19 protein-coding genes are annotated in these 23,620 nt (G+C 32.3%); 12 read left to right on the top strand and 7 right to left on the bottom strand.

The features are described from left to right. Positions 1-5: 5 nt before the first annotated feature. Positions 6-926, top strand: coding sequence for a geranylgeranylglycerol-phosphate geranylgeranyltransferase (locus FBFL15_RS11225; RefSeq protein ID WP_014084706.1), 921 nt, complete (start codon positions 6-8; stop codon positions 924-926). 210 nt (positions 927-1,136) lie between these two features. On the opposite strand, the gene murI is transcribed toward FBFL15_RS11225, so the two are convergent. The 6 genes from murI to porG form a co-directional block, all read right to left on the bottom strand. Continuing rightward, complete coding sequence (murI, locus tag FBFL15_RS11220) at positions 1,137-1,916, bottom strand: glutamate racemase (protein WP_014084705.1); 780 nt, start codon at positions 1,914-1,916, stop codon at positions 1,137-1,139. Between the two features lie 74 nt (positions 1,917-1,990). After that, a complete protein-coding gene (locus tag FBFL15_RS11215) occupies positions 1,991-2,488 on the bottom strand; it encodes an OmpH/Skp family outer membrane protein (protein WP_014084704.1) in 498 nt (165 codons plus the stop codon). Between the two features lie 20 nt (positions 2,489-2,508). Then, positions 2,509-3,519: an OmpH/Skp family outer membrane protein gene (locus FBFL15_RS11210; protein ID WP_014084703.1), complete on the bottom strand. Its 1,011-nt coding sequence runs from the start codon at positions 3,517-3,519 to the stop codon at positions 2,509-2,511. Positions 3,520-3,562: 43 nt separating this feature from the next. Further along, entirely contained in the window at positions 3,563-6,289 is a 2,727-nt protein-coding gene (locus FBFL15_RS11205; protein ID WP_050881302.1) for a BamA/OMP85 family outer membrane protein, read from the bottom strand. Further along, a complete protein-coding gene (locus FBFL15_RS11200) occupies positions 6,222-6,962 on the bottom strand; it encodes an isoprenyl transferase (protein ID WP_014084701.1) in 741 nt (246 codons plus the stop codon). Before FBFL15_RS11200 ends, FBFL15_RS11205 begins: the two co-directional genes overlap by 68 nt. A gap of 3 nt (positions 6,963-6,965) precedes the next feature. Continuing rightward, the gene (gene porG, locus FBFL15_RS11195; protein WP_014084700.1) at positions 6,966-7,646 is read right to left on the bottom strand and encodes a type IX secretion system protein PorG; all 681 of its coding nucleotides are present in this window, start codon (positions 7,644-7,646) and stop codon (positions 6,966-6,968) included. A 463-nt stretch (positions 7,647-8,109) separates the two neighbouring features. On the opposite strand from porG, the gene FBFL15_RS11190 reads away from it, so the two are divergent. From FBFL15_RS11190 to FBFL15_RS11155, 8 genes are all read left to right on the top strand, one after another. Then, positions 8,110-9,870: a response regulator gene (locus FBFL15_RS11190; protein ID WP_014084699.1), complete on the top strand. Its 1,761-nt coding sequence runs from the start codon at positions 8,110-8,112 to the stop codon at positions 9,868-9,870. Between the two features lie 65 nt (positions 9,871-9,935). Beyond that, positions 9,936-10,307, top strand: coding sequence for a hypothetical protein (locus tag FBFL15_RS11185; protein ID WP_014084698.1), 372 nt, complete (start codon positions 9,936-9,938; stop codon positions 10,305-10,307). A gap of 114 nt (positions 10,308-10,421) precedes the next feature. Further along, positions 10,422-11,222 carry an MbnP family protein gene (locus FBFL15_RS11180; protein ID WP_014084697.1) on the top strand — a complete coding sequence of 267 codons (801 nt, stop codon included), beginning with the start codon at positions 10,422-10,424 and terminating at the stop codon, positions 11,220-11,222. A 52-nt stretch (positions 11,223-11,274) separates the two neighbouring features. Next, on the top strand, positions 11,275-12,312 hold the full coding sequence (locus tag FBFL15_RS11175) for a cytochrome-c peroxidase (protein ID WP_014084696.1): 1,038 nt from the start codon (positions 11,275-11,277) through the stop codon (positions 12,310-12,312). A 757-nt stretch (positions 12,313-13,069) separates the two neighbouring features. Next, positions 13,070-14,023 (top strand): transporter family protein, encoded by a 954-nt coding sequence (locus tag FBFL15_RS11170; RefSeq protein ID WP_014084695.1) that lies wholly within the window; start codon positions 13,070-13,072, stop codon positions 14,021-14,023. 168 nt (positions 14,024-14,191) lie between these two features. Then, positions 14,192-14,404, top strand: coding sequence for a hypothetical protein (locus tag FBFL15_RS16375; RefSeq protein WP_148267916.1), 213 nt, complete (start codon positions 14,192-14,194; stop codon positions 14,402-14,404). A 90-nt stretch (positions 14,405-14,494) separates the two neighbouring features. Next, positions 14,495-16,642, top strand: a complete 2,148-nt coding sequence (locus tag FBFL15_RS11160; RefSeq protein ID WP_014084693.1) for a TonB-dependent receptor — start codon at positions 14,495-14,497, stop codon at positions 16,640-16,642. A 194-nt stretch (positions 16,643-16,836) separates the two neighbouring features. Further along, complete coding sequence (locus FBFL15_RS11155; protein WP_231847464.1) at positions 16,837-18,237, top strand: PepSY-associated TM helix domain-containing protein; 1,401 nt, start codon at positions 16,837-16,839, stop codon at positions 18,235-18,237. A gap of 228 nt (positions 18,238-18,465) precedes the next feature. Here the strand turns inward: FBFL15_RS11155 and FBFL15_RS11150 are convergent, their stop codons facing one another. Beyond that, positions 18,466-19,263: a DUF2797 domain-containing protein gene (locus FBFL15_RS11150; RefSeq protein WP_014084691.1), complete on the bottom strand. Its 798-nt coding sequence runs from the start codon at positions 19,261-19,263 to the stop codon at positions 18,466-18,468. Positions 19,264-19,399: 136 nt separating this feature from the next. Between FBFL15_RS11150 and FBFL15_RS11145 the strand changes: the two genes are divergently transcribed. From FBFL15_RS11145 to FBFL15_RS11135, 3 genes are all read left to right on the top strand, one after another. After that, positions 19,400-20,908 (top strand): GH3 auxin-responsive promoter family protein, encoded by a 1,509-nt coding sequence (locus FBFL15_RS11145; protein WP_014084690.1) that lies wholly within the window; start codon positions 19,400-19,402, stop codon positions 20,906-20,908. Between the two features lie 66 nt (positions 20,909-20,974). Further along, on the top strand, positions 20,975-23,077 hold the full coding sequence (locus FBFL15_RS11140) for a hypothetical protein (RefSeq protein WP_014084689.1): 2,103 nt from the start codon (positions 20,975-20,977) through the stop codon (positions 23,075-23,077). A 24-nt stretch (positions 23,078-23,101) separates the two neighbouring features. Next, positions 23,102-23,557, top strand: a complete 456-nt coding sequence (locus tag FBFL15_RS11135) for a hypothetical protein (protein ID WP_014084688.1) — start codon at positions 23,102-23,104, stop codon at positions 23,555-23,557. The last annotated feature ends 63 nt before the right edge of the window (positions 23,558-23,620 follow it).

Below are 23,620 nucleotides of genomic sequence, written 5' to 3'. Positions count from 1 at the left end.
TACTTATGTTGAGCCGAAAAAGTAAATGGTTGATACTGAAGTTTGTAAGTCTTTTTTCGGTTGTCAGAGCCTATAATATTATCGTGATTATTTTGGCTCAATATCTTGCCGCTATTTTTATTTTAGCTCCAGAAGTAAGGGCGTTAAGTGTAATTTTGGATGTAGATTTATTTATATTGGTATTGGCTTCAAGCATGACTATTGCCTCGGGTTATATCATCAATAATTTTTATGACAGTCAAAAAGATTTAATCAACAGGCCCAATAAATCCAAATTGGACCGACTAGTAAGTCAATCTACAAAATTACAAGTCTATTTTGGTTTAAATTTTTTAGTTGCTATTATTGCCTTTATCGTTTCTTGGCGAGCCGTATTATTTTATTCAACATACATTTTTTTAATTTGGATTTATTGTCATAAATTTAAAAAAATACCGTTTGTAGGCAACATTTTAGCATCTATATTGGCGGTTTTGCCATTTTTTGGTATATTATTGTATTTTAAAAATTTTTATGAAGTTATTTTTTTTCATGCCAGTTTCCTTTTTCTTTTGATATTGGTTCGAGAAATGATCAAAGATTTAGAAAATATGAAAGGAGATTTTGCTAATAATTATTTAACAATTCCAAATGTATATGGCGAAAATTGGTCTAAAAGAATCATTATTTCCTTACTCATTCTTACAGTAATTCCTGTATATTTTTTGGTAAATGTTTACTCGGTAGGTTATATGGATATTTATTTCTATATGTGCTTCATTTTTTTTATATATTTAAGCATCAGCCTTTGGAAAGCCCATACTCAGGAAGCTTTTTTAAACACCCATAATATTTTAAAAGTATTAATTTTAGCGGGTGTTTTTAGTATTATTTTGATCGAACCTAGTGTATTGATACATGGTAGAAATTATATTTTGGGCAAATAATACCAAATATACATATAAAATAGTCCAATCTATTGGTTCTTTTTTGCTAAAATGAGTCAAAAAAAATAGTTCCGTAGCCCAGCTATGCAACGATTTTTCTTGAAAATTTTTTCTAAAAGATAACTACGCATCTTTGGACTATTTTATAAATATATTTGGTATAAAAAAAGTCAAAAATATTTTTTGTAAATAATATTTTAATTTCTATTGCTAAAAATCTTTATATTGTACTTTATATTGATTGTCTAAAATCCCAGACAAAACCGAAGTATTGGCATTGGTATAAAAAATACATTCAGGTATGTATGTTTGGGTGTTTAAGAGATGTAAATCGTCTAATATTTTTTTGGTTTGTCTGGCAACTGCCTCGCCCGAATCGATAATTTGAACGTGTTTTGGAACTATTTTACGGATTTGTGGCATCAAATACGGATAATGGCTACAGCCTAAAACAAGGTAGTCTATATTGGCTGCAATCATTGGTTTTAAATACGATTGCAATAAATAGTGCATGTCATCAGATTCTATTTGTCCATTTTCTATCAATTGAACCAATCCATGTCCCACTTGTTCTATTATTTTTGTATGTTCAAATTGTGCAACATTTTTATGAAACAGGTCGCTATTTAAAGTACCTTGAGTGGCCAATATGCCAATAGTTTGGGTTTTAGAATTTGTAGCTGCTGGTTTTATGGCTGGCTCAATGCCAATAAAAGGAACGTCAAAATGATCACGAAGTTCTTTAATGGCATTTGTAGTAGCAGTGTTGCAGGCCACGACAATGAGTTTGCAATGGTGTTTTAAAAGCAATTCTGTGTTTTTGAAACTCAAATCTATAATGTCATTTTTAGATTTTTGTCCATAAGGAGCATGCTTACTGTCTGCCAGATAAATGGTGTTTTCGTGAGGCAACAATTGGTGTATGGCTTTCCAAATAGAAGTGCCACCAATACCCGAATCGAAAAGTCCAATTGCGTTTGTTTGAATCATGGAACAAAAATAAAAAAAAACTGTTCCAATTTCAATAAAAAAGGAACAGTTTTTTGATATGTATAAAAAATATTTTAGAAACCTAAATCTTTTTTGATATCTGCAGTCAAATCTAATCCGTCTGCAACTAATAAACCATCAGCATTTAAAACGTATTGAACCCCTTTGGCTTTAGCAATTTTTTTGATAGAGGCTTTAACTTTTTCATAAATTGGTTTGGTCAATTCTGCTTGTTTGGTTTCTAATTCTTTTTGAGCATTCTCTCTATAATCAGAAATTCTTTTTTGCATGTCTTGCACTTCTTTGGCTCTTTCTTCGTTTACTTTTTCGCCAGCTGTAGCTACTTCCGCATCATATTTTTTTAATTTTGCCGAATACTCGTCTGTCATAGTTTTGAAAGTATCTTCATAAGTTTTGCCAATTTGTTGCAATTGTTTTTGAGCCTCTAGCATTGCTGGCATTTTCGACATGATTTCGTTTGTATCAACGTGTGCCATTTTTGATTGTGCTTGCATAGATTGTGCACCAATAAATAATATGGCAGCAGCTAATAAAGTTTTGATTTGTTTCATTTTTGTAAAGTATTTAGTAATTAATTATTTTCTTTTATTTGGTTTTTTTGTTCTTTTTTTCGTTCTACTTCGGCTTCTTTTGCTTTTTTGGCGGCTTCTCTTTCTGCCATTACTTTTTGTTTTCTTTCTTCAATGGCTTTTTTTCTTTCTTCAAAAGCCCTGTTTTTGATTTCTTGTTTTTCTAGTACAATTTCTTTTTTGCTGTCATCTGAGGTAGTTTTTTCAAGGTTAATAGCATCTTTTTCTTTCTCATTATTGCTATTATCAGAAATCGTGCCAAGTTTTTTAGCTTCATGATCTGCCTTCAATTTAGCTTTTGCTTCTTCTTGTGCTTTTTTCTTTTCGGCAGCGGCTAATTTTTTATCTTCCATCATTTTCTCTCGAGCCAATTTTTTTTCCTCCATCACTTTTTGTCTTTCAGAAAGGGCTGGATTGTCTTCGATGAGTTCTTTTTTACGTTCTTTTTCTTCCTCTTCTTGAATTTGTTTTTTGGTCATCTCCGTTTTTTTGGTACTTCTGTTGATGATACTCACAATCTTGTCGCTAATATCATAACGTTTGGAAGCAAACAACATGGTTAAATCGGACGATTTATCAAAAACAAAATCATATTTTTTAGACTCTGCAATATCTTGAACTGCTGTAAAAACTTGGTCTTGAATAGGTTGAACTAATAATTTTTTTTGAACAATCAAATCTCCAGTTGGGCCAAATCTTTTTTGTTGGTAATCATTTAAAGCCGTTTCTTGAAATTTGATTTCTTCATTTCGTTCATCTATCAACTCTTTAGTAAGCAGTACTTTTTCTGTTGCTAATGATTCTTTCAATTTGGTTATCTCATTTTTTTTGGCCTCAATTTCTTGTTGCCAAACTTGAGCACGTTGTTCCAATTGATTTTTGGCATCTTTATAGTCTGGAACATTTTCTAAAATATATTCCATATCAATATATCCAATTTTTATTCCTTTTGATTGGCTATTTGCCATCAATGATAAGAAAATGGTTGCTAAAATTAAAATTTGCTTTTTCATAGTTCAAAAATATAAAATTAGATATAATAAATCATAAAATTCATTAAAATTGTTGTCCAATTATAAAATGGGTTTCCCATCCATGGGCTTTTGTTTCGCCTGGTAATGAATCAAAACCGTGTCCAAAATCAATCCCTAATAAACCAAATGCAGGCATAAAAATTCTTAAACCAACACCTGCCGAACGATTCAGTTGGAAAGGATTGTAGTTTTGAAACGAGCTATAGGCAGCACCAGCCTCCATAAATCCTAACATATAAATAGATGCCGACGATTTTAATGTTAGTGGATACCTCAATTCTAATGAAAATTTATTATATATTGTAGATCCATTTGAATTAGACAAGGATTGGTTTGGATACCCTCTAAGACCAATTACCTCACGACCATCTAATGCGAAATTTGCCAACCCATCGCCGCCTAAATAAAACCTTTCAAAAGGAACTAAATTTTTGCCTGAACTGTATTTGTCCATAAATCCAAATTCGCCCATGGTTCTTAAAACTAATTGGTCATACAATTTTGTGTACCAATCTGCTTTGAATTTAATTTTATAATATTCGAGCCATTTGAATTGTTTTTGATCAATCTTACTTGCATTTGCATCGGCCTCTGTATAGTCGGCTGCTTTTACATATCCTGTTCCTGCTGCAGTTGTTTTTACTTTAATATAATCATTGTTATTAATCCAATTGCCATCTATTGGACTAAAATACCCATCACCTTCATTTCGTAATTTATACTCTTCTAGTTTTGCTAAATCATCTACATTAATTTTATCAAATAATGAAAAAGGTGGTGTAAATTTGGCTGTCAAACTAAATTCTGATCCATAAGTAGGAAAAATAGGGTTTACACCTTTGTTATTTCTGCTTAATCCTATAGTGTAAGATAAGTTTCTTGACGAACCGTCTCCAAAAGTAAATAACCCTGTGTTGTAATTATTTAAATTGTAATATTGAAATGATAAAGTATGAGACAACACAAAAAAGTCATCTGGCACGGTAAGCCTTTTGGCTATACCAACGGATAATGAGGTAATGTCAAAACTTCTACTTTTGTCTGAAGTTGTACCACCTGTAAATAAATATTGTTTACTACTTGCGAGAGATGCTGAAAAACTTACAGGTTTTTTGCCGCCAAACCAAGGTTCTGAGAAAGACAAACTATAAGTTCTATAAAAAGTACTGGCCTGTAACCTAAGTGCCAATTTTTGTCCATCGCCCATTGGCAATGGTTTGTAAGCTTCTTTTTTAAACATATTTCTAGCAGAAAAGTTATTGAACGAAAGCCCTAATGTTCCAATAAAGCCACTGCCGCCATAGCCTCCTTGAAGCTCTATTTGACTGGCTCCTTTTTCAACCAAATTGTATTGAATATCTACTGTTCCTGCTGCGGCATCTACATTTTTAAAGTCGGGTTTGATAGATTCTGGGTCAAAAAAGCCTAATTGCCCAATCTCTCGGATTGTTCGAACTAAATCTTCTTTGCTGTATTTTTGACCTGGTTTTGTGCGTAATTCTCTGTAAATCACATGGTCGTTTGTTTTGTCATTACCCACAACCGTAATTTTGTTAAAGTAAGCAATTGGCCCTTCTGTAACACGGATTTCAAAATCAATCGAATCATTGGCAGTGCGTACTTCTACTGGATTGATTTTTGAAAATAAATACCCTGTGTTTTGGTATAAATTGGCAATATCTTCTCCGTCGGGTTTTGATTTGTCTTCAACTCTTTTTTGTAATAATACTCCATTGTATGTATCTCCTTTGTTGATTCCTAAAATGCGTTGCAATAATTGATCGGGATAAACGGTGTTTCCTATAAACTTGATGTTTCCAAAATGATATTTATGCCCTTCTTCTACTTTTACTTTTATGGCTAATTTATTGGTCTTGTCATTATATTTAATGGTGTCAGAAATTACTCGTGCATCTCTATACCCATTTTCTTTGTATTTGTCTATTACTTTTACCAAATCTTCTTTGTATTTAGCATTAATAAATTTGGAACCTTTAAAAATTCTAAATCGATTAATTTGTTTGGTATCTTTCATGGCCGATCGCAATTTAGCATCGTTCAATTGCTTATTGTCTTCAAAATCAATAGATTCAATTTTAATTTTATCGCCTTTATCAATGTTTACCAAGAGTTTTACTTCGTTGATGGTAGTAGTATCTTTTATTTGATTGATATAAACTTTGGTGTTAAAATACCCCTCTTTTTTATATTTATTTTCAATATAATTTTTAGTAGTTGTTATTAAATTGTCATTTACAATTTTGCCTTTTGTAAGGCTATTTTCTTTAATTAAGGCTTCTATTTTTCCTTTTTTGACACCATTAATTTTAACTTCGCTCAATTTTGGCAATTCATTGATGTTTAATTCTAAATAAATACTATCGCCAACAACTTTATTTACATAAAAATCTATATCGCTAAATAAACCAAGTTTGCCTAGCTTTTTGATAGCCGCACTGATTTCTTCTCCTGGAACAGTAATGTTCTGACCTTTTTCTAAACCGGCAAAGGTTACTACGGTTTGTGCATTGAAATTGATTTTGCCTGTTACATCAACTTTGGCTAAAATATATTTGGTACCCTGATCATAAGGTACTCTGTCTTGGGCATTTGCTACTATTGAAATTCCAAAAACCAATAGGGTAATAACTAATTTTAAACTTTTTTGTAACACTAACTTATTATTTAATTTGTTCACTTGTTTTTCCGAACCTGCGTTCTCTTTTTTGATAGCTGATAATTGCTTCATATAAATTCTCGTCTTTAAAATCTGGCCATAATACATCTGTAAAAAATAATTCTGCATAAGCAATTTGCCATAGAAGGAAATTGCTTATACGTTGTTCACCACTTGTTCTTATCAATAAATCGACATCGGGCAAATTGTGGGTGTAAAGATGCTTATTAATTATGGATTCATCAATACTATCTATCGAAATTATATTATTTTTAACTTTTTCGCTGATTTTTTTAACTGCATGAATGATTTCTTCTTGCGATCCATAACTTAAGGCAATAGTTAAGGTCATTCGAGTATTGTTGGCCGTTCCTTCCATCACTTTTTGTAACTCTTGTTGTGTGTTTTTAGACAGCATTTCAATATTTCCAATAGTATTAAATCGGATATTGTTTTCTTGTAGGGTATTAAATTCGTTTTTTAAAGATTTGACTAACAACGACATTAGTGTATCCACCTCTAGCTTGGGTCTGTTCCAATTTTCTGTTGAAAAAGCATACAATGTTAAGTTTTGAATGCCCATTCTAGCACAGGTTTCAATGGTTGTCCTCACAGATTTTGTACCATTTTCATGGCCAAAAGCCCGCATAAAACCCCGTTGTTTGGCCCATCGGCCATTGCCGTCCATGATGATGGCAATATGCTTTGGCAAATTTTCAATATCTATTTTTTCTAATAAGTTCATAATCTAGTTGTTACAATAACATGGTTTTCTACCAAAGGTATAGGTTAGGGTAAAACCCGAAAAAGCATACCAATCATTACTTTGTGTATTGCCAAAACGCAAACTTTTCAAATTCACATTTTTGGGTTTTGTGCCATCAAGGTTGTCTGTAAAAGCATATCTTACTCCTACTTCCAATCCTAAAATTAGATGATTCGTAAGGTTTGTTTTTACACCAACAACCATTGGTACACTAAAATTGCTGCTTGTATAATCGAATTTTAATTCTTTGTTTAAAAAAAATTGTTCATCATATATCAAATAATTGATACCAGAATATACATAAGGAGTCGTTTTCCAACCTGTTTGATGCAAATCAAAATCAAAAAAGTTAAATTCTAAACCAACAGAAAACTCCTTCAAATTGTTGCTAAATGACAATCCTCGTAAATACCGACTTGGCACACCAGAATCCAAGTCTGAAGCATTAATAGTGGATTGAGTGTAAGAAAAACGATAGGAATGTCTTGGACTTTTATTCCATTTGTATATAAAACCGTAGGCTAACTTATTAGGTGCAACAAAATCTGTTGGTCCAATATCGCCCATATAATTACTACCTCCAGCAAAAATACCAATTTCATGTGTTTGAGCTTGCATCCAATTCAAACTAAAAAGGGTTATTAAGATGTATAATTTATTCATGTTTTTAAAATAGCGTGCAAATATAACAATTATGTAAACTTATTTACTATCAAAATCAGTTTTATATCAATTTTTATGATTTTAGACGATTTTAATTCATTTATCAAACGCAATTTCAATCATTTTAATATAATTGACACATCAGTTTTATTTATTTTTTAAATATCAATTCGGATTTTTTGTTTTTACAGCCCCATTTTTTTAATTCATTTTTTGTTGCTTTGATTTATTTTTTGATGAATAAATTTGTCAATATGATTAATAATTTAAGTAAAATAAGATTAATATAAATATTTATGTTGTTATATCCTAAATATTTTAAATGATGCTTTTTGAATTAATGATTTTACGGAATTCTGTATTTATTATAATTTTGATCATAAATATAAATCTGTCTTTTTTTCAAAATATTTAAAAACTTCGCACTTAGTTATTTATATTTGTAATTGAAAAAAAATAATCTATGAAAAAACCCCGTAACTTATTTAAAAAAGAAAAAGACGAGTTAGTATCACACTATGTTACTAGATTGGCAGATTATCTTGGTTTATATGTTACGGCCTTGTTTTGTTATTCTATTTTTAATTATATATGTGGAGCCAAAATTTATGCCATTATCAATTTGATTGTTATCGTTCCGATGATCTATATGGTATTAAAAAGTGTTATAACCCACAGTGAAATTAAAATTAGATTGAATCAAGCCAATATGATTATATTTGGTTTGTATTTTGAATTGGCTGTTGGCGGCATCTTTTATTTTAACAAGCATCCCTTTTTGTATTTATGGGTTATTTTCTTATTATTGTCTATCAATGCTGTAAATTTTCAACGTGGTTCATTATTAGCTTATGTTGTGGTAATTGTTACATTTTTAGGCATACATTATGTACCGTGGTTAGATTTATCCGAGTATTCTGAGGAAATTAAATACTTTGAATATTGGAAAAATATCAATATCATCAATGTAACTTTGTGTATTTTGTTTATGGAAATGATGAAAATTGAAATTATCAATAGTCTTTTAAACAACATGTTGTCTAAAAATAAAAAATTGGAACAGTTTCAAGAAGAACAAACCAATATTCAGAAAATTAAAGATGGTTTTTTTGCTACAATTAGCCATGAAATGCGTACACCTTTGAATGCAATTAAAGTAATTTCGGATATAATTGTAGATAAAGAAACAGGATTTAACGAAATAAATGATTATAATAAGATATTGAAATACTCCTCAAATCATTTACTCAATTTGGTTAATGATGTATTGGATTACACCAAAATTAATAATGGTGATTTTAGTTTGAATACTCATAATTTTAAATTAGAAGAAAACATCAATTTGTCTTTTAATATTAATAAAAAAGTAGCATTTGCCAAAAACCTTGGTTTTGTAATAAAAAAAGTTAGCGATGTTCCAATATTTGTAAAGGGAGATGCCCAGCGATTGAATCAAATAATTATGAATATCCTTTCAAATTCTATTAAATTTACCAATGTTGGTTATGTTTCTATGCTATATGGTGGTAGTTTTATTGATGAAAAGAATGAAATATTTATGCTCAATATCAAAATACAAGATACTGGTATTGGAATAAATGCAGAAAATTTAGATAAAATATTTGAAAAATATTTTCAAGTAAAAAACAATCAAACCAATTCAGGTATTGGACTCGGTTTATTTATTACAAAAAATATTATTCAGATGATGAAAGGAACTCTTAAAGTATCTAGTCAAGTAGGTATTGGAACTATTTTTAATATCGAAATACCCTTAAAAGTAGTGCATAAAGCTACGAAGGAAAACAAATTGATAGACGAAGACATGATGCGGGTACTTTCAAATTGTAAAATTTTAGTTGCTGAAGACAATAAAATTAACCAAATGTTGATTGAGAAATTGCTTAGAAATACCATCAACAATTGTAAAACAACCATTGTAAATAATGGTCAGGAAGCAATAACAGAATTAACCAAAAACAGTTATGATATTATTTTGATGGATTTGATGATGCCCGTTTTGGATGGCAATCAAGCGACAATCATGATTAGAAATTTTGAAGACAAAAGCATCAGTCAAATACCAATAATAGCCATTACGGCCAATGTTTGGGAAAATGATTTACAAACCTGTTTAGATATTGGCATTAACGATTTTATAACAAAACCTTATAATGTTGATGAATTGTTGTTAAAAATAAGCAATTTGATTAAGAAAAATTAATTTGAATTGAAAAAATTAACTTTTTTTGCCTTGTTAGTTTTTAAAAATATTGTAATTTTGCATCCGTGAAAAAGATTGTAATTATATTAGCTTTGTTTATTTTTCTAAAACCCGTAATACCCGTTTTAGACTATATGGCTAATTATGAGTATATTGCAAAAGAACTTTGTATCAACAAAGCCAAACCCCAAATGCACTGTAACGGGAAATGTCATTTGATGAAGCAATTAGCCCAATCTTCTGAAACGGAAAAACCAGTTCAAAACGATAAAAAAATAAGTGTTTTTGAATCTGAATGGTTTTATACAGCTACCTTTTATTTGGAAATCTATAAAAAATCAAAATTTGTAACCACAAAAAATATTTATATATACAAGAATCTATATCAGCATTTATTTGGTTTTGATTTTTTTCATCCTCCCATTTTCATTTTTTAAATTTTAAAACACTTTGGTGTCATTTTGTTTCTTTTTTTGAAACGAAATAAATTTGCTATGCTTTTTATTTAATCAGCATGAATTATTTAACATATACATAAAAATTTAAAAAAAATGAAATTTCAATTTAAAAATATATTTGCTATTGCAATAGCTACAATGAGTTTACTATCTTGTTCAAAAGATAACGATGAAGAAGTAATTTCTGGAAACGGAACATTAAAAGTAGAATACGACAACATATATGGCGGTGCAAACTTTGCTTTTGCAACAGAATATACTAACTCAAATGGTGAAAAAGTTAAAGCTTCGCAACTGAAATATATTGTAAGTAATGTTGTGCTTACAAAAGAAGACGGAACTACATTTACATACCCAAAATCGAGCAGCTATTTTATTGTAGATGAGGCAACTGCAGCAAGTCAAATTTTAAATTTAACAAATGTGCCTGCAGGAAATTATACCAAAATTAAATTCGGAATTGGTGTTGATAGAGCCCAATGGGAGCTTGGAGCAACAGGTCAAGGTGATTTTTTAGCTACTGCTCAAACTGCTGGCATGATGTGGAGCTGGACTGGAGGGTATAAATTTGTAAATTTTGAAGGATCAGTTACTTCATCAACGCTTACAACTCCAAGAAATTATAGAGTACACACGGGTAAAACGATGGTAAATAATGTAGAAAATTACAATTATGCCGAAGTTACCATAACTTTGCCTTCTATTGCAAAAGTAAGAACTACAATTACACCTCAAATTCATATTTTGGCTGATGCTAAAAACATTGTTGATGGCGATAATAAAATAGCACTTACTGCAGGAACTTCTGGGGATGTTATGGGAGGCGATAGATTGGCATTGGTTACGACTAATCTTTCTAAAATGTTTACGGTAGATCACGTGCATAACGACTAATTTTTTTATTAATAAGCGGTCAATTATTTTGACCGCTTTAATATTTTTATAAATGAAAACAAAAATAATATTGTTGCTCATTTTACCTTTGCTATGGAGTTGTACCAACGATGACGAAGATTACACCAATTTGCCTTTAGAGTTTAAAGTTCCTTCAAATTTTCCGCCATTAGCATATAATATTTCAAATAATCCGCCTACGCAAAAAGGTTTTGAGCTGGGTAAAAAATTGTTTTATGACGGTCGATTGGCATCAGACGGTGTGGTTTCGTGTGGTTTTTGTCATATTCAAGAAAATGCTTTTACGCACCACGGACACACTTTTAGTCATGGTGTAAACGATGCTGTAGGTACAAGAAATACGCCTTCTATTCAAAATTTGGGCTATCAAACTTCTTTTATGTGGGATGGAGCCGTCAATCATTTGGACTTGCAATCAATTTTGCCTTTTACAAATCCGGTAGAAATGAATGGCGATTTTAGTGCTGCTATAACTATGATGAAAGGCGATGCCGAGTATCAAAAGTTATATAAATTGGCTTTCGCCGATGGACAAATCAACTCTGAAAACATGCTCAAAGCCTTGGGACAATTCATGCTGATGGTAACTTCATCCAACTCTCGTTTTGATAAATACCGACGCAATGAAGCAGGAGGTGACTTGACGCAGCAAGAGTTGAGTGGTTATGCCATTTTCAATCAAAAATGTGCCAGTTGTCATGCAACCGATTTGTTTACCGATAATTCTTTTAGAAATAACGGCTTGTCTGTCAATCCTGCCCTGAATGATGTGGGACGCTATAGAGTAACCGAACTCGACCAAGACTTGCACAAGTTTAAAGTACCAAGCCTTCGAAACGTAGAAAAAACGGCACCTTACATGCACGATGGACGATTGCTCACCTTAGAAGGTGTATTGGATCATTACAGCTCAGAGGTTATAGATTCTGCAACATTAGACCCAATTCTAAAGCAAAATGGAACTTTGGGAATTGCCTTGTCTGTCACTGAAAAATCAGCATTAATTGCTTTTCTAAAAACATTAACAGATACACAATATTTAACCGATAAACGATTTTCGGAATATTAATTCTTTTTTATAATCTAAAAAAATCTAAAGAATTTAAAAAAATCTAAAGAATTTAAAAAATCAAAAAGATCTAAAAAATCAAAAAGATCTAAAGTATTATTTAAATCTAAAGATACAGGACTTAATGAAACTTAATGTCTTAATGGTTTAAAAATAATAAAATGTTTGATTTAAATAAAAGCATAATGAAACTTAATTTCTTAATGGTTTAAAAATAATAAAATGTTTGATTTAAATAAAAGCATAATGAAACTTAATTTCTTAATGGTTTAAAAATAATAAAATGTTTGATTTAAATTAAAGCTTAATGAAACTTAATGTCTTAATGGTTTTAAAAATAATAAAATGTTTGATTTAAATAAAAGCTTAATGAAACTTAATTTCTTAATGGTTTAAAAATAATAAAATGTTTGATTTAAATAAAAGCATAATGAAACTTAATGTCTTAATGGTTTTAAAAAAATAAAAATGTTTGATTTTAAATTAAAGCATAATGAAACTTAATGTCTTAATGGTTTAAAAAAAATAAAAATGTTTGATTTTAAATTAAAGCATAATGAAACTTAATGTCTTAATGGTTTTAAGAAAATAAAAATGTTTGATTTTAAATTAAAGCATATTGAAACTTAATGTCTTAATGGTTTTAAAAAAATAAAAATGTTTGATTTAAATTAAAGCATAATGAAACTTAATGTCTTAATGGTTTAAAAACAATAACAACTTAATATTAAAAAAAGGTTGAAAAAAAAATCTCAAAATGAAAAAAACAATAATCCTTTTTATACTATTTTTCCAAATGGTAAATGCCACCGAAAAAGACAGTTTGCAATTCAAAAATCCGTTTACTAAATTTTATGATCTTTTGGATGATGATTGCGATGCTTGTGGTTGTTCTGCTAGTGGTGGCAGTATGGGATTTGCTTCGATGCTCAATTCCAATTTTGTTGGTATTCGCTATTTTAACCAACAATATAAATCCACAGACGGATTATATACCAATTCACCTTGGTACACCGAAAATTTCAATACCACACAAGTTTGGGCAAGAATTCCTATAAAGAAGAATATTCAGATTTCAGTTTTAATTCCTTATCATGCACACAATAGGGAAACATCAACTGGAAAACAATCAATAAATGGCATTGGCGACCTCACGGTTTTAGCCATGTATCGTTTGTATCAAACCCAAACGGACAGTACTTTTTTTGCACACACCTTGCAAATGGGAGGCGGACTGAAATTACCAACTGGAAAATATAACGACGCCAATTCAGGCACAATCAATCCAAGTTTTCAAGTAGGAACAGGGAGTTGGGATTACCTTTTGGCAACCGAATATATTTTGAGAAGAAAACAATTTGGTTTGAATACCATGTTTAATTACGTGATTAAAACCGAAAATCAAAAAAACTACCGTTTTGGGAACCAATGGAATTATGCAACCACTTTTTTTTATTTGTATGAAAAAGATGCTTTGTCTTTTGCTCCCCAACTTGGTCTTGCTGGCGAAACCTATCAAAATAATTACCAACACGGTATTCAACTAAACGAAACCTCAGGAAATGCCTTGTTTGGAAAAATCGGTTTTGAAGTTGGTCGCAATGCTTTGTCTTTTGGTGCCAATGTGATGCTGCCTATTAAGCAAAATTTAACCGGAGGCAATGTGGAAGCCAATTACCGTTGGAGTATTAATTTGAATTATTCGTTGTAAAATAAGTTGAAAAAACTAGTTTGTATCATAATACTTTCTTTCATAATCAAACCGGTTTTTCCGTTAATTGATTATGCGATCAATTATGATTATATAACAACGGTACTTTGTGAAAACAAAGATAAACCTAAACTTCAATGTAATGGTAAGTGTCATTTGATGAAAAATTTGGAAAAAAATTCAGATTCCAATTCATCTCAACCATCCGAGAAAAAAGCAAATCCATTAGAAAAAGAAGTAATGTTTTATGAGAAAATTTGTCGCTATTGCAACCTATCTTTGATTGTTGAAGAAGTACCTGAGATGAATTTAGATTATCAAAATTTATATGCTTATTTAAAACCCAATTTTTTATTTCGGCCACCCGCAATGCTAAGTTAATTTAGGATTTAAAATGTCGGTGTCTCCCATTAGAAATCTTATGGAGGAATATTGACTATGAATAAATACAATTAATTTAGAAATAATACAATGAAAAAATTACTTTTCGCCCTTTTAGTTTTGGGGCAAATGGGTTATGCCCAAAAAAATAAAACGGTTGTAGATACAACCAAAACCAACTCCTTAAAAGAAGTCTTTGTTACTGCAAATAGAACCGCCACCAAACGGATAGAAACTCCTGTGGCAATTAGTAAGTTGAATGCCAAAACCATAGATGAGACTAAGGCAACAGCCATGTATGAAATTGTAAACAAAACGCCAGGGGTGTATATGTCAAACATTGGAAATGAACAACACATGACTGCTATTCGGCAACCAATAACGACAAATGCTTATTATTTGTATTTAGAAGATGGATTGCCAATTCGCCCGATGGGGATTTTCAACCACAATGCTTTGTTAGAAATTAACCAATTCAATGTAGAAAATGTAGAAGTGGTGAAAGGTCCTGTTTCCTCTCTTTATGGTCCAGAAGCTGTTGGTGGTGCCATCAATTTGATTTCGGTAAAACCGCCACACGACCCTGAATTCAAATTTGGAGTTCAAGCGGATCAATGGGGTTACTACCGAGTGCAAGCCGCTGGAGGAGCCACTGTAGGTAAATTTGGTTTTCATATTGCTGGAATTACAAGTGAGCAAAAAAATTCTTGGATGACCTTTTCAGATTATAAAAAAGACAATTTTAATGCTCGTTTTGATTACAAATTCAACTCCAAAACGCGTTTAATCAGTAATACCATGTTTGGTAAATACTATTCTGACATGAGCGGTAGTGTCAATGAAGACGCTTTCAATAATAGAACTTATACCAGCACTACTGATTTTACTTATCGTAAATCAGATGCTTTAAGAACGCGTTTGACTTTAGAACATGATTGGAATGCCTTGTCTAGTACTTCGGTATCGGCATATTATAGAGATAATAAACTAGGACAAAATCCTGCGTATGGAATTCGTTGGACATCACAAAGTACTACCGCAACTGGGGAGATAAACTCTAGTAACTTTAAGAGTTATGGCGCTTTGGCTCAACATACCCAACAATTTGATTTTTTACAATCAAAAATAGTAGCTGGAGTTTTGTATGATTATTCGCCATCTGATTATTGGTCATACAGAATCAATTTAAAAGCAAACTTAAATCCGGGTGGTTTAACCGTGAACAATTATCAAATTGTAGAAGAAAGACCAGACATTAAAAACGCTCAATACCAAGCAGATATTTACAATTCAGCTGAATTTTTGCAGTTGAGTTTTAAACCATTCAAAAATGCAATTGTCACTACTGGTTTGCGCTATGACAATATGAAAGTGGCTTACCACAATGACTTAGACAACGGCACAGGAACAAAAATATATGACAAGTTAACCTCTAAAATTGGGGTGAATTACAATCCATTTTCAGTTGCGGGTTTTTATGCTAATTTTTCACAAGGATTTGCCCCTCCAGGCGTTTCAGCCATTTTTAGAACCAAACCAGGAACTGGCGGTACAACAGGTGTTCCAGCTAATTTTTACTATAATTTAGAGCCAGCCACTTTTGTGAATTACGAAATTGGAGGTTGGCTTTCGGTTTTTAAAAACCAACTTTATTTGGATTATGCCTTCTATTATTTAGATGGAAAAAATGAATTAATCAGTGTAAAATTAGCCGATAACAGTACTGATTATCGCTCTGCGGGAGCAACACGACACAAAGGAATTGAATTTGGGTTCAATTACAAACCAACGGCTGAATTGAGTTTCAGATTTGGAGGTGCAGTTTCTGAACATACTTTTATTGACTTTAAAGTTTCAGAAAAATCTTCAGATGTTTTAAAAGATTTGAATGGTAAAGAAATGCCTTCTGGACCTCGTTGGGTTGGAAATTCAGAGTTGAGTTATTACCCAAAATGGTTGCCAAATTTCAGAACTTCTCTTGAATACCAATTGGTTGGCAGCTATTACCAAGACCAAATCAATACCGTTAAATATGGTGGATATAGTATTTTTAATGCTAGATTCGGTTACAAATGGAAATCTATTGAGTTGTTTACCAATGTCTTGAATTTAACGGACAAATTATATGCGTATAACGTAACTAGAGCTAATACATCAACTTCTCAGCCTACGTATACTGCTGCTGCTCCAAGAACTTTTCTTTTTGGAATACAGTATAATTTATCTTTTAAAAAATAAAGTATAAACCAAAAGGCGTGTCCATTTGATGCGCCTTTAATTTTTTAATTATGGAAAATAAAATACCTAAAAAGAGGGATTCCAAATGGGTGAAAAAACTCAAACAAAAAATCTATACTTGGCATAGAACGATTGGAATTATAACGGTTATACCGGTTATATTTTGGTGTTTGTCAGGGATAATGCACCCATTTATGGCGCATTTCTTTAAACCCACAATAGCCAATGAACGATTAGAAAAAACCACGATCGCTCCAGGGGACATTCCGTTATCAATTCAAACGGTATTGGCTAAAAACAATTTGAAACAAATTAAAAATTTCAGGATTGTATCTTTTAACAACGGCCATTTTTATCAAGTAAAAACGGTTGATAATATGCTTCACTATTATAATGCGGCAACTGCAGCCGAATTAGCAAATGGCGATGCGAAATATGCGGAATATTTATCGCGTTACTTTTTGGATGACCAAAAAAGCAAAGTGGTTTCCTCAGAAGTGCTTACTGAATTTGACTCGCAATACAAATACGTGAATCGTTATTTGCCAGTTTATAAACTGAGCTTTGAAAGAGACGATGAGATGCAAGTATATGTTGAAACTTCATCCAGTAAATTGGCCACATTTAACCCAAAGTCACGTCAGTTTTTCATTTGGTTTTTTGATGTGTTTCACAACTGGTCATTTTTAGATGCGATTACAAATAATGCAATTCGCGTTTGGACAATGATTTTATTATTGTCCATTATTGTACTTTCTGCCTTGAGCGGTATTGTGATCTATGGATTGTTTTGGAAAGTATTCAAAAAGCAAGTTCCCACAGCGGATGCAACAACCAAACTTCGTTTCAACCACAGAAAAATTGGTATTGCTGTTGCTTTTGTTACCCTGACATTTGCATTGAGTGGAGCGTATCATGCTTTTTCAAAATTGAAACCCAACAATTTGAGTAGTATGGTTTATGAGCCAACAATTGATGTAGCTAAATTGTCCTTAGAAAACAACAAGTTGGTAATTGATTGGACTGCGTTTTTAAATAGTTCGATAATCCAATTAAAGAATGATGTGTATTACCAAGTGGTGTTGAAAGGCGAGGAAAAACAATCGAAAACCATTTACATCAATGCTAAAAATGGAACAATAAACAAGAATACCGAGTTGGAGTATGTAGAATTTTTAGCGCATCATTTTTCAGATAAATTGAACGGAAAAGGAGCTTGTTGCGATATGCAAGAACCTGAAGAATGTGAAGCTTCAACAGATATTTCTGAGGCAAAAATACTTGAAACTAAAACCTTATATGATTTTGAAAAAAGGGAATATGGTTTTGTCAACAAGCGATTGCCAGTAGTTAAGTTAGCTTATGATACGCCTGAAAAAGCCACTTATTATATCGAACCTTCCTCTTCACATTTGGCAGCCGTAATTACCAATTCGGAACGTTTGGAAGGCTATTCCTTTGCCATTTTTCATAAATTTTTATTCATGGATTGGGCAGGAAAAGGCATTCGTGATTTGGTAACAGTAATCGCTGCAATGGGATTATTAACCGTTTGTATTTTAGGGTTATTGTTATTCCTGAGAAAAAATAAATAGTAATTTGAATAAAAAAAGAGCTTCGATTGAGGCTCTTTTTTTTAAATAATCAAATAGTTTCCCTCTGTTAAAGTTGAATTGTATTGTTCAAATAATTTCTTTCGGGCTTGGTCTGCGGATTTAATTATTTTTGATTTTGATTTGAAACAAATTTGAGAATGCAGGTTTATGTTTTCCAATTGCATCTTTGATTTATAAAATTTTGAAAATAATATGATATTGATTATTTTATACAACACCAATCGAAACTTCAAAACCTTCCGCATTTCTGACGTTAAAAACAGTACCGTCTTCAAAAATTAAATATTGCCCTTTGATTCCTTTTAAAATTCCAGTATAGGCATTGTTTTTTTCTAAATTCAAACTATTTATTTTACTAGGATATTGTGTTACAGGATAGTGTAATTGTAATAAAACAGGGTGGTAATCATCAAAATAAGGCTGAACTTCTAGCGGCAACCAAGGTTTTACTTGTTGTCGAGTTTCCATTAAATGACCAGAAACAACATCGTTTTTGAGCATTTTTTGCCAATTGGTTTTATCTGCAAAATGGTTTTTTAGTGCCACCTCGGTGATGCCAGCCAAATACCTATTGGGTACTTCGATTATGGGAATGGCTTCTGTAGCTCCTTGGTCTATCCATCGAGTGGGTACTTGCGTTTTTCGAGTAACCCCCACTTTTATTTCGCTCGAAAGGGCCAAATAAACAATGTGAGGTTGCAATTGTACGGCTTTTTCATATACTAAATCCCTATCGGCTATGCCTAAATGGGCTTTACTCAGTTCTGGTCGCATGATCCAATCGCCAACCGCAGCCGAACTCATAAAGCAATCATAACAATACCCTTGTCTGAAAATTTTCTTTTTTTTATTGCAATTCAAACATTGATAACCCAAATGTTGCACTTGTATTGTTTTGTTTATCAGTTGATTAACATTTAGAAAACTATTTTCAAAAACCATATAATATTGAATGGGCGAGCCTATTTCAGTTTGCATTTTTGTGAGTATTCCTTGGTATTTCATAAAAACAGTTATTTTTTTAAATTTTACTTGCGGTTTTATAAATTTTGATTATTTTTGATAACGATGTAAAATTAGTATTTGTTTTTTTATTTTTCATACTAATAAGCAACTAAAAAACAATAAAAACACATACCTCATGCTTTTTCCATTTTTAAATTCAGTTGCCAGTTGGTTTCTCAAACAACGGATTCATCAAATAGAATTGTTTTTGAAATACCCACACGAAGTTCAGGAAGAATTGTTGATGAATTTAATAAAATCGTCAGAAAATACAGAATTTGGCAAGAATTATGATTTTGTAAATATCAAAACTTATCGGGCATTTGCCGAAAAAGTACCTGTGTCAAGTTATGAAGACTTGGAACCCATGATAGAAAAAACCCGACAAGGCCATCAAAATGTATTTTGGGAAACGCCCATCAAATGGTTTGCCAAGTCGAGTGGCACTACCAATGCAAAAAGCAAGTTTATCCCTGTAAGCCCAGAAGCATTGGAAGACTGTCATTATAAAGGAAGTAAAGATTTGTTGTGTTTGTATTTGAATAATAACGAAAATTCCGAAATGTTTACAGGCAAAAGTTTACGGCTTGGTGGAAGTTCGCAAATTTATGAAAACAACAACACTTTTTTTGGTGATTTGTCGGCCATTTTAATTGAAAACATGCCCATTTGGGCAGAATTTAGCAGTACTCCAAGCAGCAAAGTATCGTTGATGAGCGAATGGGAAACAAAAATGAATGCCATTATCAAAGAAACATTGACAGAAAATGTAACCAGTTTTGCGGGGGTTCCCTCTTGGATGATGGTGCTGTTGCAAAGGGTATTGGAACAAACAGGCAAATCCCATTTGAAAGAGGTTTGGCCTAATTTGGAAGTTTATTTTCATGGAGGTGTTAGTTTTGACCCCTATAAAGTACAATATCAAAAAATGTTGCCCGATAGCGATTTTAAATATTATGAAATATATAATGCTTCCGAAGGTTTTTTTGCTATTCAGGACCAAAATCATTCCAACGATTTATTGTTGATGTTAGACTATGGTATTTTTTATGAGTTTATACCCATGGACACTTTTGGCACATCCAATCAAACCATTATTCCGCTATCGGAAGTGGTATTATTTCAAAACTATGCCATTGTCATTACAACCAATTCTGGACTTTGGCGGTACATGATTGGCGATACTGTTCGATTTACATCGTTAAATCCTTACAGAATAAGAGTTTCTGGACGAACCAAACATTTTATTAATGTATTTGGCGAAGAATTAATGGTAGAAAATACGGATAAAGCATTGGCAAAAACCTGCGAATCAACCCAGTCGTCCATCAAAGATTATACTGTGGCACCCATTTTTATGACAGAAAAAGAAAAAGGTGCTCATGAATGGATTATAGAATTTGATGTTTTGCCCAATAACATGTTGCAATTTGAAGAAATCTTAGACCAAAATCTTCAAGCCATCAATTCTGATTACGAAGCCAAACGTTACAATAATATGACTTTGAATCCATTAAAAATTCATGTGGCCCGCCCCAATTTATTTTATGATTGGCTCAAGCAAAAAAACAAGCTTGGCGGACAGCACAAAATTCCACGACTGTCAAATAGCAGGACTTATTTGGAAGCGTTATTATCTTTATAAATTTCTTGTAATCATTCATAAATTTATAATATATTTGCAAAAAATAATTTATTAAACTGAAAATCAATGCGTTATATAAAAATACACAAATTATTTGTTATTGTATTTATTTTATTAATTAATTTTGTTAATGCTCAAACAGTTACAGGAGTTGCTAGTAATTTAGGGTGTAAAAACTCAGGAAAATTAACGGCAAGTAGTACGGGATTGGGTACAGGTCCCGTGTACCAATTGCAAAAATCAGATGGTACCGTTTTAGCTCCCATTGCTGGCGACGTCAATCAATTTACATCGTCAAATGTTTTTTCGGGCTTGGCTACAGGAAGTTATATCATAAAAGGAAAATCAACTTCAAATACTACCGTGTTTTCTTCGGCAACAATTGCTGTATCAGATGGTTATACCAATATGAGTTTGACAAACCCTTCACTATCTTTGCCTTGTGTAGGAGAGTCAAAGGTGGTTGCAGTTACTTTATCTGGAGGAAAATCACCATTTGTATATAGCATAAAAAACAATGCTACCAATACTGTTTTAGAAACAAGTGCTTCAACCACGGCCACCACATTTTCTTTTGCCGCATTGCCAATAGGTAGTTATACCGTAACTGTAGAAGATGGATGTGGACAAACGATTATTTCGCCAACAACCATTTCTAATCCAAGTGTAACTGTGAGTAGTGTAAAAACAAAGGCCACAAATTATTTTCAAAAAGATGCAAGCTCCTGTTCTTCTCCCATAAAATTATTTATTCAAAGTGGATTTGGTAATACAAATGGCTCCAACTTATCTGCGGCAGAAGCAGCTTTATTTACTTGGAAAATTAAATACAATGGAGCTTATTATGGAAAAGATATTGATGGAGATGGCTATAGCGATTTGAATAGTCCTGGATATTCATTATCTTCAACATTTGTAAACATGCCCATTGGTGTAACCAGACAAAACATCATTACTAATATTTCTAGCATCAAAGTAGTTATTTTAGACGCATGTGGCAATTCAAAAGAAGTAAGCACTACTTATTTGAATGGCATCATTAGTGCTACTACTGATTGTGTAAATGGGAGTAGGGTAAGACCCGTAGTAAATCCTGCACTAGTTTGTTTTCCTATTACTTATACTTTTACCAACACTACAAATGCAGCGGATGTGTTGCAATTTACTCAAACAACCGATGGCCAATATTTTACTGGATTTACAGCAGGAAAAACGTATTCATTTACTTATAACGATGCAAATGGAACCACATCAAATATGTTTTCTGTAACAAGTGTAGCTTTGCCAGCTAATTCTACTACTTTAGTTGTCAATCAGGCTACTTCGTTTGTAAGTAGCAATTATTTAGAATATGGCACTTTACGATTAGTATTTTCTGGTGTAGCCTCAAACTCAGTTATTAATTATACCGTAACAGCATCAAACAGTCCATTAGTTCCCGTTGGCACAACCGGATCTACATTATCTGATGCAGATGTCCCAAGTGTCAATATTACAGATCCATCAGGATATTGGCCAAAAGGTACTTACACCCTTTCTTTTACCTCGTCTTGCGGCAATGGGTCTAAAACAGTAACCGTAAACGGCCGAACGGCTTCTATATCTAGCTTTTCAACTGTAAATGTTTGTGGTGGATTTGATTATAAAATGATTGGTAATTTTGACGATAGTGCTGCTTATGAAGTTGTAATTGTTTCTGGCCCATCCAATGTAGGACTAACAAAAGATTTAGCCAGCACCACAGAATCTCTTTTGTTTGAAGGTTTAACCAATGGTAATTATGTATTTGGACTGCGTATTAAAGGCGGTACACGAAACGTTTATACACAAACAGTAAATTTTGACGCAAGTTCCATCATTGCAATAGATAAAGCCACAACAGGCGGCTATACATGTGCCGATGGTGAAACAAACGCCATATTAACCATCAACGCCACATCCTCTTCTCCTGCACCCAATAATGTTTTAGAATATCGAATTGCCAATGGATTTGGTGGTACTTTTGGTCCATTCCAATCTAGTAATACTTTCGAGGGGCTCACAAATAGTTTATACTCCTATCAAATAAAAGACGGTTGCGGTAATGTTGTAACAGATATTGTTCAAATAGGATCGGCCTCTTCGCCTGTTGCCAGTAGCGATATTACCAATTTTTGTGGAGCTTCATAAAATCAAGTCAATTTATTTATCGATTTGAATAATGCCGTTTACGACTGGACGGGGCCAGGCATTAATGCCACCAACAAAACCCAAAGAAACCCCGCCATAAACGTAACCGATATGAGCAATGGCGACAACCAATATTCTGTACACGTTACCACTCAAGCCCCTTGTTTTATAGACAAAACCGTTAGTGTAACCGTTACCAAAATTGCAGAAACAAAGTTGCCCATTTCTGGAACTCCAAAAGCATACCTTGTAGCAGTTTCAACACAAAATCAAACCGCAAACGCCATTACAAATTCCAAAAACGGGGCATTAGTACTAGAATCCAAAACAAAAGGATTCGTCATCACGAGGCAAACAACTACTCAAATCAATGCCCTTAACCCATCAGAAGGTATGCTCGTTTTCGATACCGACGAAAACTGCTTAAAACTGTATAACGGCACCACTTGGAATTGTATCAAACAAGTTTGTGTCCCATAACATAAGTAAAACACCCCAAATCCCCAACCCAAAAAACTATTAAATTTAATCTATATAAATCAT

The organism is Flavobacterium branchiophilum FL-15, from assembly GCF_000253275.1.
In the GTDB taxonomy this organism is placed as follows: domain Bacteria; phylum Bacteroidota; class Bacteroidia; order Flavobacteriales; family Flavobacteriaceae; genus Flavobacterium; species Flavobacterium branchiophilum.
Note: the sequence above shows the minus strand (reverse complement) of the source record. Positions and strands in the feature narration are given on the sequence as shown.